Raw genomic sequence first — 16,882 nt, 5'->3', positions numbered from 1 at the left:
AAGGACTTGAAATGAAGGTAACGATCATCGGGGCTCTACCCAGTTCATTAGTGAACTTTAGAGGTGAATTGTTAAAAGCGCTCAAGAGCAAAGGTGCGTCAGTGACTGCTATGGCTAACGGCGCCACCGAAGGAGAAAGGGCGGGTGTACTCAACTACACTGATAAATATTTGGATTATCCTGTAGCCCGAAACGGGTTAAACCCGGCGAAGGATCTTCTAACACTAAAGAAATTGTATGCTTACTTTAATTCAGAGCAGCCAGATGTGGTCTTAGCATACACGATTAAACCTATTATATGGGGTGGATTAGCTGCACGCTTGTCCGGAGTCAAAGGTTTTTACGCGCTGGTAACTGGCTTGGGTTATGCCTTTCAGCCAGCTGGCTTTTCAAAGAAGATCTTAATTTTCATAGTTAGAACACTTTATAAAGTGGCTTTAAAAAGGGCTAAAGTCGTTATTTTTCAAAACCCTGATAACCTAGATGTATTTGTTAAACAAGGTATAGTTCCGAGATGTAAATGCCGTTTAGTTAATGGCTCAGGCGTTGATCTTGAGTATTTTAAGAAAACCCCTTTATCGGACAAACCCACATTTTTACTCATAGCTCGTCTTCTGGGCGATAAAGGAATTAGGGAGTATGCTCAAGCTGCAAAGCGAGTCAAGCTCCTTTACCCTGACGCTATTTTTAATTTGGTTGGTCCAGAAGATCCGTCCCCCGATGGGATTAAGATTGAAGAGGTTTTAAAATGGCATGAAGAAGGGATCATTACATATCATGGGGCTACGAAAGATGTCCGTCCATTTATCTCTGAATCAAATGTCTTTGTTCTGCCTTCTTATCATGAGGGACTGCCTAGAACCGTGCTAGAAGCAATGGCGATGGGGAGACCGATACTGACTACTGATGTACCCGGTTGTAGAGAAACCGTTGCAAATGGTCACAACGGTTGGAAAGTTGAAAAAGCCAATGTTCAACAATTATACGAAAAACTACTTTGGTTTATAGAAAACGTAGAACAATGGGAAACAATGGGGGAAAATAGTTATCAGTCGGCGAAAGATAAATTTGATGTGCATAAAGTCAATAGAGATATCGTTGAAATAATGGGTATGGCAAAATGAAGAGAGCATTTGATTTATTCGTTTCAGTAGTTGCTTTGACTGCTTTGTTTCCAGTTATAATTGTGGTTGCATTACTCATTAGGGTTAAACTTGGATCTCCTGTTCTGTTTATCCAAGAGCGGCCAGGGTTGGGGGGGCATACTTTTAAAATGCTAAAGTTCAGGACTATGCGTGATGACAGAGATAGTTCAGGAAACTTACTAACTGATGAGCAGCGTATGACACCTTTTGGTGCCTTTTTACGCTCCACTAGTTTGGATGAGCTTCCTGGGCTGTTTAATGTCATAACAGGAGATATGAGCTTAGTTGGACCAAGGCCATTACTGGTACAATACCTTCCGTTGTATAATAAAGAACAAGCTCGTCGTCATAATGTGCGTCCGGGTATAACTGGTTGGGCGCAAGTTAACGGTCGTAATGCCATTAGCTGGGAAGATAAATTTAGACTTGACGTATGGTATGTTGATAATCAGAGTTTTTGGTTAGATATAAAAATTTTGCTTCTTACAGTTAAAAAGGTTGTTGCAAGGGATGGAATTACAGGTCACGGTGAAGCGACTACAAAGTTTTTTGAGGGTAACGACAGGTGAGTATAAAAGCTGAATTAGGGAAGTTGCTATTTTATTTCGATAGGGGAAGAAAAACTTATTCATCTTATCTAGAAAATGGCTCGACCTATCTTTATGCGAGAATTTTGAAAGAAAATAATGAAAATATAGTGAATGTTTTATCTACTATATATTGTTATTGTCCAGAGGATTTGCAGGAGGATATCTTAGAGCTGACCTATCACATAGATATCTGGTCCTCCCATTGGTGGGCTTTAGAGAAAGATCTTAACCCCGGACCAAACGATGTATTTATTTTTCAGAATCCTGCTAGATATCCAAAATCTTCAGAAGATAATATAGTTAGTTACTACAGAGGGCTGGAGTGATGAGTAAAGTCAAAATATTATTTATGGGGCGAAAACCCGTAGCTGGAAAATCACTAGAGTGGTTAGCTTCTAGAGATGATGTTGAAGTGGTTGGTGTTATTACAGATTCACACTTGCCTAGTTCGATTTGTAAAAGGATTGCCGAAAAGCACAAAATTCCCTTGTTTAGCTTTACAGATGCATTGGAGCAAACTAATTCAGGTGAGTTAAAATTTGACCTTGGTTTGTCCATGCTATTCTGGAGAAAGTTGAAAGAAGGTTTGGTCCACTCGCCTGAGCTAAAAACAATTAATTTTCACCCTGCGCCGCTGCCTGAATATAAAGGTACTGCTGGTTATAATCTTGCAATTTTGGAGGGGCTGGATGAGTGGGCAATGACTGCGCATTATGTGGACGACGAAATTGATACAGGTGAAATAATTGAAGTCCAGAGCTTTCCTATTTGTAATGCTACAGAAACGGCACAGTCTTTAGAGAGTACGTCACAGGAGCAGCTATATACGTTGTTCGTAAGTGTAGTCGAGAAAGTGTTACAAAATAAGTGCATTTTACCCACCAGTCCGAACATTGGTGGTAGATATATTTCAAGAGCTGAAATGGAATCAATGAAAGAAATAAAAGACGGGGACGATATACCAAGGAAAATTCGGGCTTTTTGGTTTCCGCCATATGATGGTGCGTATGTAACGATTGGTAGTACAAAGTTTACACTAGTCGATGAGTGCATTTTAGCCAGCTTGGCAAGCTCTTCAGTAAGTAAGGTTTTCTAATGTTAAATACTCCTTTTTCTCCATGGCCTAGTTTTACTCAGCAAGAAGCTGATGCAGTTAGCCGTGTTGTATTATCAAATAAAGTAAATTATTGGACTGGTACTGAAGGCCGTGAATTTGAAAAAGAATTTGCAGCTTGGACTGGAAGTGAATATGCAGTTGCACTAGGTAACGGTACGCTTGCGCTTGATATTGCATTAAAAGCGTTAGGGGTGAGTGAAGGCGACGAAATAATTACAACTCCTAGAACATTTTTAGCATCAGCGAGTAGTATAGTAACTGCAGGTGCTAAGCCTGTTTTTGCTGATGTTGACTTAAATAGCCAAGCTATTACAGCAGAATCTATAAAAGCAGTGCTTACACCTAAAACTAAAGCTGTAATTGTTGTTCATTTAGCGGGTATGCCTGCAGAAATGGATGACATTATGGCTTTGAGCGCAGAACACGGCTTTTATGTTATTGAAGACTGTGCTCAAGCCCACGGTGCAAAATATAAAGGTAAATCTGTAGGCTCTATTGGTCATATTGGCGCTTGGAGCTTTTGCCAAGATAAAATAATGACTACTGGTGGTGAAGGTGGCATGGTGACTACTAACTCTAAAGAGTTATGGTCTAAAATGTGGAGTTATAAAGATCACGGTAAAAGTTATGATGCCATTTATAACCGTGAACACCCCCCTGGTTTTAGATGGCTACATGAGAGCTTTGGCACCAATTGGCGTATGACAGAAATGCAAGCTGCCATAGGCCGTATTCAATTAACCCGTATGCAAAATTGGACTTTAAAGCGCCAACAAAATGGTCAAGCTATTGATGAAGTAGCCAAACAGTTTGATGTGGTACGTACCGTTAAAATACCTGACTATATTGAACATGCAGAGTATAAACATTATATCTTTGTGCAGCCACAGTACTTAGCTGAAGGATGGAGCCGTGACCGCATTGTCGATGAAATGGTTAAACGCGGCGTACCCTGTTTTCAAGGAAGCTGCTCAGAGGTCTATTTAGAAAAGGCGTTTGATAATACACCATGGCGACCTAAGCAGCGTCTATCTAATGCTGTTGAACTAGGCGAAACGTCATTAATGTTATTGGTGCACCCCACACTCACAAAACAAGAAATGATTAAAACCACTACAGTACTAAGTGAAGTATTAGCTTTAGCGCAACTAAAGCGTTAGGCTCTGACCACTCGGGTAATGTTTTCAATGCACCCGTTTGGTCATTCTAAATTTGTGTTTATTGTTTTGAGCTCATTAATGCTGAGCTAAATTCGTTACAGGTTAGCTCAATCCACAAAGGTATCGTCAAAGCAATAGCCAACTTTCTACCAAAACCTTAGCAATTCTATACTCGGAAAAGGTAGATGTTTTTATTAATAATTTGGCTATAATGTAGACTCACCCGAGCTTACTAAAGACGTGGATATAAAAGGGATAAAAATGGAGACTTGGCTACAAGCACTTTTAAGTGCACCTCGCAGTAAAAAGCGGCTACTTACTTTATTGATTGATTCAATTTTTATTTTTTCAGCTTTTTGGTTAGCCCTTATTGTTAGACTTGACAGTCTCTCCCCTTTATTTAGCCGCCATAATTGGATGTTATTAGGAATTGTACTGCCGTTAAGTCTACTTGCTTTTGTCAGGCTAGGGCTATATCGAGCTGTACTGCGCTATGTTGGTGCCAATGCTGTAGGTGCTGTGGTGTTAGGTACATCAATTAGTACTATGGTGTTGGTGATTACCGCCTTTTTTACTCAAGTGAATATTCCTCGTACTATGCCAGTTATTTATGCTTGGCTCTTGGTGCTCTCGGTTGGCGGGGCACGTATTTTGGTACGGGCGTTAATAAGCCGTGTTACCTCTACCACTAAAACCCCTGTGGTTATTTATGGGGCAGGCGATGCGGGCCGACAGCTTGCCACAGCTTTAGCAACTGGACCAGATTATTTTGTTAGCGCTTATATTGATGACGATAAAACTAAGCATCACTCTATTATTCTTGGTAAAGTAGTGTTACCGTTTGAAGACATTTACAAGTTGATCGATAAAAAGCAAGTGAAAAAAGTATTGCTTGCCTTACCGAGTGTATCACGTGCCCGTCGTAAAGAAATTTTAACCAAATTAGAAAAGTTACCGTTAGAAGTGATGACGGTACCCGGAATGGCCGACGTGATTGATGGCCGCGCCAGCCAAAATGAAATAAAAGAAGTTGAAATCGAAGATTTATTGGGCCGGGATCCCGTCGCTCCCAAAGCTGAGTTAATGGCTGCTAATATTCATAATAAAGTGGTGATGGTCACGGGAGCAGGTGGCTCTATTGGCTCTGAGTTGTGTCGGCAAATTATCAAACATGGACCTGCTAAGTTAGTGCTGTTTGAGGTCTCTGAATTTGGCTTATACAGCATAGAGAAAGAACTGCTACAAACCTGTACCGAAAAAGGCTTGAATGTTGAGATTGTACCTATTATTGGCTCTGTTCAGCGTATTAACCGCATTGAAACCTGCATGAAGGCGTTTGGCGTACAAACAGTGTACCATGCCGCAGCTTACAAGCATGTGCCGCTGGTTGAGCTAAATGTGGTTGAAGGCGTGCGCAATAATGTGTTTGGTACTTATTATGCAGCTAAAGCGGCAATTAATTCTGGGGTAGAGACCTTTGTGCTTATTTCCACCGATAAAGCCGTGCGCCCCACCAATGTAATGGGGGCAACCAAGCGTATGGCTGAACTTGTACTGCAAGCCTTAGCTGAGAGCAAGTCTGTGTATAGACACACCCGTTTTTGTATGGTGCGCTTTGGTAACGTGTTGGGTTCAAGCGGCTCGGTTGTGCCCTTATTCCGTCGGCAAATTAAAGAAGGTGGTCCAATAACACTAACACACAATGATATCACTCGCTTTTTTATGACGATTCCAGAGGCTGCTCAGCTGGTGATTCAAGCAGGGGCGATGGGTCGTGGCGGCGATGTGTTTGTATTAGACATGGGCGAGTCGGTTAAAATTAAGGATTTAGCTACTAAAATGGTGCATTTATCAGGCCTTGAGGTCAAAAGCGGGTCGAACCCTCATGGCGATATTGAAATTAAATGCACGGGTTTACGCCCAGGTGAAAAGCTTTATGAAGAGCTGCTTATTGGGGATAACGTGGAGCAAACCTCACATGAGCGCATTATGACTGCTTCTGAGGTAAAGCTTTCTATTGGAGAGCTTGAAACGTTGATCGCAAAGTTTGACAAGGCTTGTCATGACTTTGAGCATGATGTCATTCGTACCCTGCTGTTAGAAGCACCATTAGCCTTTACACCTACGGATGGTATTGGCGATCTGGTTTGGAATGCTAAACAAGATCTCGATAGCTATACAGATGAAATTATAGATGAGCCAAAGGTAGTTAATCTAAGAAGTAACAAGTAAATTATTTTGTTCATTCACTGATCGCTCTATAATGGCGTTATAGAAAAAATAATACGCAGCTCTTTAGGCTGCAGCAATGGAATTGGTTTGCGCTTATGCTAAAAATAAAATATCTAGTTGTCTGTGGCACAGTGGCAACGGCTTTGCCTGCTTTGGCAAAAAACACAGTTGATGATTATAGCTCTCTTGCAGGTTTACTGGGGTATTTAATACCCCTAGCGCTGATACTTTGCAGCCTGGCACAGCTGATATAAGTTATAACAACCAATTAGACATACAGGGACAACAATATAAAGACGGACATAACTTTATTTTTTCAGCAGGGTTATATCCTGGCCTTGAAATTAGCGGAATGATAGCCTCAAGTACTATACATGATAACCTATTTACGCGTGCTGCTAAGGATGAAGAGCAAACTAGGGATCTCTCCTTTAATCTAAAATACGAACTTCCTTTTATCCCGAATGATTGGCTCACGCTGGCCATTGGTGCTAAAGATTTGGGAGGGGCCGCAAATAATTACGAAACCTACTATGCCGTGGGATCAAAAGAATGGCGCAACTTTAGGTTTTCGGCTGGTATAGCCGCAAGTGATCGAGCCTCCGGAATGATGGATGGTGCATTTGGTAGCGTAGAGTGGCAAGCATTGGACTGGTTTACCCTGCAGCTAGAGCACGATGCTGAAGCGTTTAGTGCTGGTGCAAGAGTGACTATCCCTAAAGCTTGGTTATATGATATAGGTGAGCTGACCTTAACCAGTAAGTTTTATTCTAATACCGAATATAGCGAAAAAGATACCTACTGGGGGCTCAGTTTTAGGTTGCCTCTTTATGAACCCACAAAAGCCCGTAAAGTAACAGCAGCACCGCAGCCTACAAGCCATCAAGCAGCAAGGTTGGTCAATGTAAAAGACCAAGATGGTGGCCAGAAGAATAACTCGCTTAGCGAATCAAATAAAGCATCTGGATTACCAGGTAGGGCTTTACAGGAGGCTAAGCTAAGCACTGAACCTAATGATAACTATGGCTTGCCAAAAGCATTGAATATAAGTGCGAGAGCATTAAAACATGCATTGCTGACAGACGGCTTTGAGGGGGTGAGCGTAGGGGTCAATAACAACGCTCATGTTGTAGTTAGTTTTGAAAACCATATTTTTAATCGTAACGATATTGATGCCCTTGGTTTAGTTATGGGGCGAATAACTGAATATCTCGACGACCCCCAAGCTCGATTTACTATTCAGCTTAAAAACCATGGCATGGCGATGTTGGCAATTTCTGGCGAAGTGAATAACTACAAGCAGTTCCTTCATCAAGGTATCACTCCTGATTTATCGATTAATCAAGGAGAAATGTCTGCAGTCGCAGGAGTTGCTTGGGTTGGGGAGATTAGTGCTAATAGCCCTTACTTTAAGCCAAGGTTTACGGTATTCCCAAGTTTAGCAACCAATATCGCTACTGAGTTAGGAGTATACGACTACTCACTAGCAGCTAAAGCTAATGTTACCGTGCCACTCTGGTATGGTGCAGGTGTTTCAGTTACCGCGCAAACAGAGGTTGATAAAACCGATGACTTTGAACTCGGTAAACCATTTGCCCGCTTCGCCAAACAAGATGGCTTGACTGAGGCAACTTTTTACCAAACCTTTGACTTGCCATTTGGGCTATATAATCAAACCCACATTGGCTTTTTCAAGAATTATAACGACTATTTGGGCTTCAAGAATACCACTGGTTGGTTGAGTGGTAACGGTCGCCATAAGATAGAAGCCAATTACGCTTATTTAGAATATGAAGACTATGATGGTTTTGAGCGTGATTACGGCACTGTATCATATCGCTATTTGTGGGCTGAAAAGGATCTTAGCTTTCATGTGACTGGGGGGGAGTTCTTTTACGGTGATAAAGGGGTAAAAGTAGAAACTCGTTTTTGGTTTGGAGATAGCTATATTGGAATCTATGCTCAGGACACAAATGTCCAAATTGCAGGTATTTCGATAAGTATTCCGCTTACTCCGCGTAAAGACATGGCACCAAGATGGTATGGGCAACTGAAAGGTCATGAATCGTGGCGTTATAGCATTGGTTCACGTATTGGAGAAAGCCATAATCGTTTGGCTGCTGCAAGAGCAGAAGAGTTAACCACTCAAGTGAATATGGAGCGTACATTTTTCAACCAAGGGCGTTTGTCTGGTGCTTATATTTATAATCACTTAGAAAGGTTACAAGCCGTTTACCATGAATACAAAAGCAACAAGTAGGACTTGGTTTTATTTTCTTTAGGAACAAAGTTGTAACTAAATTAGCAAAACACTTATTATTTTGTAAATTGCTGCCACTAAGAGGTTGTTTATTAAATACACTGGTAGTAATCTAGTAAAGAAATTAAGTGGACTGTTTGGCAGCGTATAGCATCTATGCTAAATTTTAGTGGCTTGGGAAATTTGCTAACTTCTGAGTAGCGTTAATTCGCAGGCCCTTTATCAGGGAAGAAAAGTCCCTGTAAGACAATAATTTATCAGTACGCGTGCATAAAACATGCTTAGCGTAAAATTTGTAACTGTGCATCTAGCACGTGATACTTTAAAGGAAACAAGGACTAATCATGATTGCGAACAAAAAATCTATCCTCGCATTGTCTATCGCTTCAGCGTTAATGCTATCTGGCTGTTTTAGCGATGATGATAACAATGTAGTAATAACTCCACCACCTGAACCGACTGACCCAGTAGTTGTTGCACCAGAAGTACCAGCAGAGCTGAGTTTTGTTGTAAACGGCGCCGTGATCAATGATGCAGACTCAAATGTTGTTGATGCAACGGTTAAGTTCTTAGAAAATGGTGCTCCGTCTACTAGCATCGTTAATGCCAATGGTGAGCAAGTCCAAGAGCTTCAAACTGGAGAAGAAGGCGGTTTTGTTATCACTCGTAAAGATGGCTCGAACACGGAAAGCGTGACAGCTGTTGTTTCAGCCGATGGTTTTGTAACTAAGTCATTCATCATCGATCTTGCAAACGCAGACGGCGTAAAAGTAGTTAACGTCGAGTTGGCGCTTCTTGAGATTGGTAAAGTGGGTATTGCAGCTGATACTGGAGAAGGTGCTGTTGCTAATGGCGATACTGGCGCTGAAATAGAGGCTTCTGCTACATCTGGCGACAACGCAGTTGCAACTGCTACACTTCCTCAAGGTACAGCCCTTAAAGACAAAAATGGTGAAGCTGTTGAAGGTGCAACCGCTACTCTAAGCGTTGTTGGTGTAGAAGCAGACTCTACTAGTAAAGGCCAAATCTTACCAGAAGGTCTAAACGCGAATGCCGACACGCAAGTTGATGTGCCTGTTTCTGTTGCTGATATCAACTTATTGGTTGGTAGCACGGCAGTTAAATCGTTCGAAAACGGTGAGTTGAATGTGACATTAGCAGCACCAGACTTAACAGGTGTAGATGCTGGTGACTTATCTGTAAGTTCATTTGATACAGACACTGGTAATTGGATGGCGGATGACTTTGCTGTTACTAAAAATGTAGACGGCACAGTAAGCTTTAACACTGATCACTTGACTTTCTTTGCTGTAACAAGAAAGCAAGCAATCTGTGCAAACCCAGTAGCGGCAAACATCACTGGTACTGTTCCAACAGGTGGTCTAGTATTTACAGCAGTTTCATCTGATGGGGCATTCTCTGCACCATTACCTCCGGGTACAGCAACAAGAGAGTTTATCTCAGCAGCTAATGCAAAGAGATACGGTATTGCAGCAGATGCAAGTGCACGTATTAAGGTACGTGACCGTGAGGGTGGTGTATGGTTTGAAACACAAAACGAAGTAGCGATTTGTGCCGAAGATCCAATTGCTATCACCCTAACAGCACCGTTTACACTTGTTGATAAACAATTAACGTTGAATGGTGTGTGTGCTAACGATCGTAATGTATCAGTTGACTTGAGCAACTCTACAGTTAAGTACAAGCGTGCTGGTAAAGGTGTACGTACTGCGCTAAAAGATGCGAATGGTAACTTCCAGTTGACCAACCTACGTGAAGGTGAAACGTATCAAGTATCTATCAACTTCCGTGGCGTTCCAGTAACAACTGCCAATACATTCGAACTTGATAGCGTCAATGCTGATGACTTAGCACGTACCTTTGAGGTAACCTGTCCGACAACTACAGGTTCAACAGGTACAACAGGCGGCAATTAATAGCTTACCTGTTTTAGTACATGTGAAAATGCCGACAATTTGTCGGCATTTTTTATGGGCGATGTAACTTCCTTAGATGGTAGACTTGATGGAACGGCTATGTTCATTAATTGGTGAACTAATAACAAAGCCTATAGGGGCTGAACTAACTATCTCAATTTGGGTTATCATATTTAACGGCTTCCAGAGGCTATTAAAAAGCGCTAAACTTACATTTCTTTAATTCAACTAAGACATTAATTTTGGTATGAAATCTCACTTAGGTCGTCGTGCATTCTCTGCAATGGAGCTTCATACTCTATTTAATGGCTACATCTACTCGGACGAAAAGCTAAAGCGTGAACAGCCTAAACACTGGCATTTCTGGTTGCCATTGATTTGCTATTATACTGGGGCTTATAGCGATGAAGTTGGCTCCTTAACCCTTGATGATATTTATCACAAACAGCATGTACATTTATTTCACTTTAAAACTCATGGAAAAATTCAATCGCGCTTTGTGCCTATACACCCCGCGTTATGGCAAGCTGGGTTAGAACCTTATATAAAGTTGGTACAACAACAAAAGCAGCAAAGATTAATGTTTGACCTACCAGCGAAAACGGGCCGTTATAGCGAAAAAGTCCGGATCTGGTTTTCTGGTGAGGGAGAACGACTTGGTTATCTACAAAAATGTGGTTTACCAAATGTTGATCAGCAAGGGTTGAAAACGGCAATTAGCAGTTTGCGCCTTAATTTTGAACAGCAAGTTAGGATTTCAGCCATCCAACATGGTAGTAAAGCAAGTTTTTTATATTTGATGGGATTAAAAGAGGATGGACAAGAGATAGCTATCCCTTCACTCAATTTATTGAAGCAAGTAACCTCACCGATTCGTGTTATTAACCCTAATGCAACTTGGCAGCGCTTTGTAGCGCGGGATTAAATTATAAAAGCTTTAATTAATCGCTTATAGTCAGTTTAGTGGTTGCTCCACCTCCGCCAGTCATCGGTGGAGCAAAATTATTTAAGAAGCAATACTTAGCTGTTGAAAGCGTTTGAGAAACTGACTGAACTCGTTGCCTAGTTGTTCGTCTCTAATTGTATATTCAACGATAGCTTTAAGATAACCTAACTTATCTCCACAGTCGTGTGAACAACCACTCATATGAAACGCCTCTACGGTTTCTTGTTCCATAAGCATATCTATGGCATCTGTTAGTTGGATTTCACCACCTGCGCCTATCGGCGTTTTTCTCAATAACGGCCAGATGTTTTTAGACAACACATAACGGCCAACAACAGCTAAATTTGAAGGGGCTTCTTCCACGGGGGGTTTTTCCACCATATGTTTTATAGGGCTACTTTCGCCTGGATTAAGTGCGACCCCATTGATGTCTGCAATGCCATATTTACATACGTCTCGTTCTGGTACTGGTTCTAACATGATCTGGCTCGCTTTGGTTTGATGAAAGCGCGTCAACATAGCAGCCAAGTTTTCATGATTTTGATCTGCTGTATATTCATCCAAGATTACATCCGGTAGTACCACCACAAAGTCATTGTCTCCCACAATCGGTTGAGCACATAAAACGGCGTGACCAAGCCCTTTTGCCTCGCCTTGACGTACATGCATAATGGTGACACCTTCTGGGCAAATCGAGCGAACTTCATCTAAAAGCTTACGTTTGACACGTTTTTCAAGTGAAGCTTCTAGCTCAAAGCTGGTATCAAAATGGTTTTCAATGGCATTTTTGGATGAATGAGTGACTAATACGATTTCTTTTATGCCGGCAGCTGCACATTCAGCCACTATATATTGAATCAACGGTTTATCTACCAATGGGAGCATTTCTTTGGGGATAGCTTTGGTCATTGGAAGCATGCGGGTGCCTAGGCCCGCAACAGGAATAACAGCTTTCATAAATAGTCCATATTTTGTGCATGTTCATGTTAGCGTGCCATAGTTAAGTGATAAATTAGTGACAATAGATCAGTGTGCAATTTCTACAATTGTATTTGGAAGTAAGCTTTCATACTTCGCTTTCAAGCTTTGTTTGGCATTATCATCACCATGAACCAGCTTGATATGTTTAGGCTTTTTCTTCATCTGGGTAACAAAGCGAACCAAGCCATCTTGATCTGCATGAGCTGAATAGCCACTGATTGTGTGAATTACGGCTTTGATATCAATACGCTTATCGTTAATTTCAACATAACCGCCTCTTGGCCCATAAGTCTGTATGGCTTTACCCAACGTACCTTGACTCTGATAACCGACAAAAATAACGTCGGCAGTGGGGTCTGGTAAAAACTGCTCGAGGTAATTGACTATTCTGCCGCCACTACACATACCACTGGCAGCAATCACAATAGCTGGCTTATTTCGTTTACTGAGGTAGTCTACAGTGGCAATATGAGTCGAATGTGAATCTATGGTGTAAACACTAGAAAAGTCTAACGGATGGCGCCCTTGGCGGAGCTTTTTTTTTGCTTCTTTATCCCACATTGCTTTGAAATCAATATAAAACTCCGTAAAGTTTGCGGCCATGGGAGAGTCAACAATAACCTCAATGTTCTGCCACATTTTATGGTTAGGTGCACTATGAATGATCTGCTCGAGCTCATACAGGAGTTCTTGAGTGCGGCCAATACTAAATGCAGGAATTAACACCACACCATTATCTACGGTTGCTTTTTCTATGACTTTTTTAAGTGTTTTTGTGCGGTGAGCTCGGCCTTGATGTAACTTATCACCGTAGGTGGATTCAATCACCAAGGTGTCAGCTCTATATGGTGCTTTTGGAGAGGGAAGTAATGGCGTGTAGGGGGCCCCTAAATCGCCAGAGAACACCACTCTTTGCCTGCCTTTCGCTTTACCAAGTTCAATTTCGATATAGGCAGAGCCTAGGATATGCCCGGCCCGTTGTAGCCTTGCTTTGACAGGGAGTGCATTGGAGTCGCAGGGAAGTGAAAACCACTGCTTGAAATCGACAGCCACAATCAGCTTTTCCAGTAATTTAAGACAGTTATCAATAAGGCGCTGCTCCCGTGTCACCCCAAGTTTTAGCGCATCTTCAATTACCATAGGCAATAATTTGGCGGTGGCAAGTGAGCAAAATATAGGGTGCTGAAACCCAGCTGCAAGGAGGTATGGGATACGGCCTACATGGTCAATATGGCAGTGGGTTACAATGAGTGCGCAAACGTTTTCAATATCAAACTCGATTGGTAGTGGTTGCTCTGATTCACTACCCTGAAATAAGCCACAATCGATAAGTACACTGTGTTGGTTTTTGATAATCAGCTCATGGCAAGAGCCAGTGACGCCAGTTGTTGCACCGTGATGGAGTATCTTGAAGTTCATAAAATCATCCTTTTTTATGTTGGGAATGTGATGGTGCGTTGAGGGACGATTGAGTTCAAGCATAAAAGATTGAAAAGCTGTAATAAAGTGTAATCTTAATTGGCTTACTGAAGCATAAAAAAGCCCCTTACGGGGCTTGAACAATCCACTGGAAGAGGATAGTTAGAAGCTTACGTTAATTTCATTAGAGCAAATATCACCGGCTTGACACACTTTATAGGTGTAGCTGGTGGCCTCTAAATCACGCTCGAAGTCTCTGTATTTGCCTGTATTGTTCACGGTTTCAAGCAATTGGCCATCGCGGTAAATAGAAACTTGCTCCGCGCTACTACCTTCCCATGAAAGCTCCACACGAATAAAGCCTAGGCGAGATTTATTGGCGCGAACCAGAGATAGCTCAACTTCGTCGGTGCTTACAATTACCGTTTGCATTGTAGTGTGGCTATTACCTTCGCTGTCAGTAACCGTGAGTTCTACACTGTACTCACCGGCTGCTGCAAACTCGTGAATAGGGCTTGCATCTGTGCTGATACCGCCATCACCAAAGTCCCACGCCCAGCTGACGATGTCGTCGTTAGGATCACGGCTTTCATCGGTAAAGGTCACTGTTAGGCCAGAAGCAACATAGCTAAAGCCAGCTTCAGGTGGTTGTGGCGTTGTTTCACCAAGACCGGTTAGGTTGAGTGTCCAGCTATTTAATGTACCAGTATCAATTCCTGCGTTATCTGAGACAGACAGCGTCCAATCACCAGTTGCTACTTCACCGTTAAATGCCGCAGAGTTGAAGGTTTGGTTAATGTTATCAGTTCCACCGCCTTGACGGTTATGCAGTGTTGCAACCGTACCAGCTGGAGAAGTTAGTGTTACAATCAAGTCACCAATATAGGTGTGAGTAATGTCTACCAATGTATTGCTATCAAACACAGTGACTTCGTCAGCAACAGTTACTACTGAAGTAATACCTGTGGCGTCGTTATCTGGGATCTCCACAGGTGTGGTGTTTTCATAGCTAAATTCACTTAGCCCTTGTGGAAGCACGTACAGGCCGACTTGCTCGTGATCTGCCAGTTCGCCAGAAGTTGCGTTAAGCGTTAGATTATATTCACCCCATTGCGTTGTGCTTGATGTTGGTACTGATAGGGTAACAGTATCACCCGGCATCGCTGTTGTAGCTGAAAGTGATGCACCTGCGATTGGTGAAGCCACTGATAGGTTGATTGAGCCCTGCCAGTCTGCCACTGACGTAAAGGTAAACTCATATGTTGCAGTATCACCAGCTGTGATCTCTTGATTACCAGGGCGAGCAGACACTCTAAAGCCAGGCTCAGGATCGGCATCAATAATGGCTTGGTTAACGTTCAAACGCTTACCAGATACGGTTTTATCCGTCAGATCTGCATTTACGTCACCGCTTTGCATCAGTAAGTTTTTCAGCTCAATAGCAGAAAGTGTTGGGTTAATTGATAAAACCAGCGCAGCAGCACCTGCTACATGTGGTGTTGCCATAGAGGTACCAGATAAACTCGAATATCCACCTCCAGGCACAGTTGACACAATAGCACTACCCGGTGCACCCATATCTACAGAAGTTAGGCCCCACTGCGAGAATGAAGACATCGCATCCGTGTGAGTCGTACTTGCGATAGAAAACACGCTGTCGTGCTCATAGCTTGAAGGGTAGTGAGGGTTTACATCGTTGTCCACAGCGCTGTTACCTGCTGCTGCAACAAACAAGATATCGGCATTTTCACTTGCCGTGATTGCATCTGAAAGTGCTTGGCTAAAGCCACCGCCACCCCAGCTGTTATTCGTTACGCGCACATTGTGGCCTGCATCTTTCAATGCAACCATATAGTCAATACACTTAATGGCGTCCGAAGTTGAACCAGAGCCTGACGCACTAAGGAATTTACAGCCTACAATAGATACTTCGTGGTTCACCCCAACAACACCTGCTGCGTTGTTACCTGACGCACCGATTGTACCAGAGACATGAGTACCGTGGCCTTGGTCATCCATTGGGTCACCGCTGTCTGTGATAGCGTTAATACCATGGATGTCATCGATATAGCCATTGCCATCGTTGTCTATGCCATCTCCTGCGATCTCACCTGGGTTAACCCATGCATTAGCGGCTAGATCTGGGTGTGTGTAGTCGACACCGGTATCGATAACGCCGACGATCACACTGCGTGAACCTACTGTGATATCCCATGCTTCAGGTGCATCGATGTCAGCATCAGCAGTTCCACCTGTCTGACCTGTATTATGCATACCCCAAAGCTCATCGAAACGGCTATCGTCTGGAATGCCAAGCGCTTTTACTTGGTAGTCAGGCTCTACATATTCTACTGCTGGGTGATTGGCAAGTTTCTCAATAGCTTGTTTTGCTTTCATGCCATCGAGTTTAAAGTTTGCTAGGCGACCTTGAAGCACATGGCGGTATTTATCGTCTACACCGTCGGCATTTAAGTCTGAAATCTTTGCTTTTACTAGGTTTCTCGCATTTGCACGAAGTGCAGCAGAAGTATTTTCTTTAAAGACAACCAAAATACTGTCATCTGCAGTCGCGGTGGTTGTTTCAATTTGAATTGCTGCTTGGGCTGTAAAAGCCAGTGTAGGAAGCAAAGCCAAAGACAATGCAGAAAGTTTTGATCTCATTTTTATAACCTTTTTAGTTTGTAGCACACTCGTATGTGCTGTTTTGAGTTGGTAATTTCTGGTAGTGGCTGTGGTCTTTTTGGCAACGTCTTAAAACCTAGACCTAGATATTTTTGGATGCAATGTAAAAAAAGGGTTAATTGTTAAAATCAGTCGTTTTTATGGAAAAGCTGCGTTTTTGAATAGATTATTTGGTTCTTTTTTGTGGGAGAGGTTGAGAGGAATGTGTGTGAACTTTACTCATACTTTTTTTGTGCTTAATGTGTTGTCTCGTAATTAGGTGTAAGAGTTTTTGTTTATCCCTATGAAAAATATAAGTTATTTTTTTCATAAAAACTTACGATTTATCTTAAGGTGTTCCCAACTTAGAGTTAACAGTGACAAAGCGTAATAAAATATATTATTTCATCATATTGGTAGGGTGAATTTGATAT

Annotated in this window: 12 protein-coding genes; 9 read left to right on the top strand and 3 right to left on the bottom strand. The window is 42.2% G+C overall.

Translation table 11 applies throughout. The annotated features are described in order from the left end of the window. Window positions 1-11 precede the first annotated feature (11 nt). The 9 genes from CEX98_RS00880 to CEX98_RS00840 all read left to right on the top strand — a co-directional run bounded on the left by CEX98_RS00880 (window position 12) and on the right by CEX98_RS00840 (window position 11,366). Complete coding sequence (locus CEX98_RS00880) at window positions 12-1,124, top strand: glycosyltransferase family 4 protein (protein WP_099640256.1); 1,113 nt, start codon at window positions 12-14, stop codon at window positions 1,122-1,124. Continuing rightward, a complete protein-coding gene (locus tag CEX98_RS00875) occupies window positions 1,121-1,714 on the top strand; it encodes a sugar transferase (protein WP_099640255.1) in 594 nt (197 codons plus the stop codon). The genes CEX98_RS00880 and CEX98_RS00875 overlap by 4 nt, the downstream gene beginning before the upstream one ends. Continuing rightward, complete coding sequence (locus tag CEX98_RS00870) at window positions 1,711-2,061, top strand: hypothetical protein (protein ID WP_099640254.1); 351 nt, start codon at window positions 1,711-1,713, stop codon at window positions 2,059-2,061. Before CEX98_RS00875 ends, CEX98_RS00870 begins: the two co-directional genes overlap by 4 nt. Next, window positions 2,061-2,831, top strand: coding sequence for a formyltransferase family protein (locus CEX98_RS00865; RefSeq protein WP_197707189.1), 771 nt, complete (start codon window positions 2,061-2,063; stop codon window positions 2,829-2,831). The genes CEX98_RS00870 and CEX98_RS00865 overlap by 1 nt, the downstream gene beginning before the upstream one ends. Continuing rightward, window positions 2,831-4,012, top strand: coding sequence for a DegT/DnrJ/EryC1/StrS family aminotransferase (locus CEX98_RS00860; RefSeq protein ID WP_099640253.1), 1,182 nt, complete (start codon window positions 2,831-2,833; stop codon window positions 4,010-4,012). Before CEX98_RS00865 ends, CEX98_RS00860 begins: the two co-directional genes overlap by 1 nt. 261 nt (window positions 4,013-4,273) lie before the next feature. Further along, window positions 4,274-6,244 carry a polysaccharide biosynthesis protein gene (locus tag CEX98_RS00855; protein WP_099640252.1) on the top strand — a complete coding sequence of 657 codons (1,971 nt, stop codon included), beginning with the start codon at window positions 4,274-4,276 and terminating at the stop codon, window positions 6,242-6,244. Window positions 6,245-6,473: 229 nt separating this feature from the next. Further along, on the top strand, window positions 6,474-8,504 hold the full coding sequence (locus CEX98_RS00850; protein ID WP_242441584.1) for a YjbH domain-containing protein: 2,031 nt from the start codon (window positions 6,474-6,476) through the stop codon (window positions 8,502-8,504). A gap of 344 nt (window positions 8,505-8,848) precedes the next feature. Then, window positions 8,849-10,441 carry a hypothetical protein gene (locus CEX98_RS00845; protein WP_099640251.1) on the top strand — a complete coding sequence of 531 codons (1,593 nt, stop codon included), beginning with the start codon at window positions 8,849-8,851 and terminating at the stop codon, window positions 10,439-10,441. 247 nt (window positions 10,442-10,688) lie between these two features. Then, window positions 10,689-11,366, top strand: a complete 678-nt coding sequence (locus CEX98_RS00840) for a hypothetical protein (RefSeq protein WP_172439699.1) — start codon at window positions 10,689-10,691, stop codon at window positions 11,364-11,366. An 81-nt stretch (window positions 11,367-11,447) separates the two neighbouring features. Here CEX98_RS00840 and galU read toward each other — a convergent pair whose 3' ends face one another. From galU to CEX98_RS00825, 3 genes are all read right to left on the bottom strand, one after another. Further along, window positions 11,448-12,344, bottom strand: coding sequence for a UTP--glucose-1-phosphate uridylyltransferase GalU (gene galU / locus CEX98_RS00835; protein ID WP_099640250.1), 897 nt, complete (start codon window positions 12,342-12,344; stop codon window positions 11,448-11,450). A gap of 69 nt (window positions 12,345-12,413) precedes the next feature. Continuing rightward, window positions 12,414-13,787 carry an MBL fold metallo-hydrolase RNA specificity domain-containing protein gene (locus CEX98_RS00830; protein WP_099640249.1) on the bottom strand — a complete coding sequence of 458 codons (1,374 nt, stop codon included), beginning with the start codon at window positions 13,785-13,787 and terminating at the stop codon, window positions 12,414-12,416. Between the two features lie 162 nt (window positions 13,788-13,949). Continuing rightward, the gene (locus tag CEX98_RS00825; protein WP_099640248.1) at window positions 13,950-16,448 is read right to left on the bottom strand and encodes a S8 family serine peptidase; all 2,499 of its coding nucleotides are present in this window, start codon (window positions 16,446-16,448) and stop codon (window positions 13,950-13,952) included. Window positions 16,449-16,882 lie beyond the last annotated feature (434 nt).

This window comes from Pseudoalteromonas piscicida, assembly GCF_002744175.1.
GTDB lineage: Bacteria > Pseudomonadota > Gammaproteobacteria > Enterobacterales > Alteromonadaceae > Pseudoalteromonas > Pseudoalteromonas piscicida_B.
The sequence above is the reverse complement of the archived record's forward strand: the minus strand, read 5'-3'. Positions and strand labels throughout refer to the sequence as shown.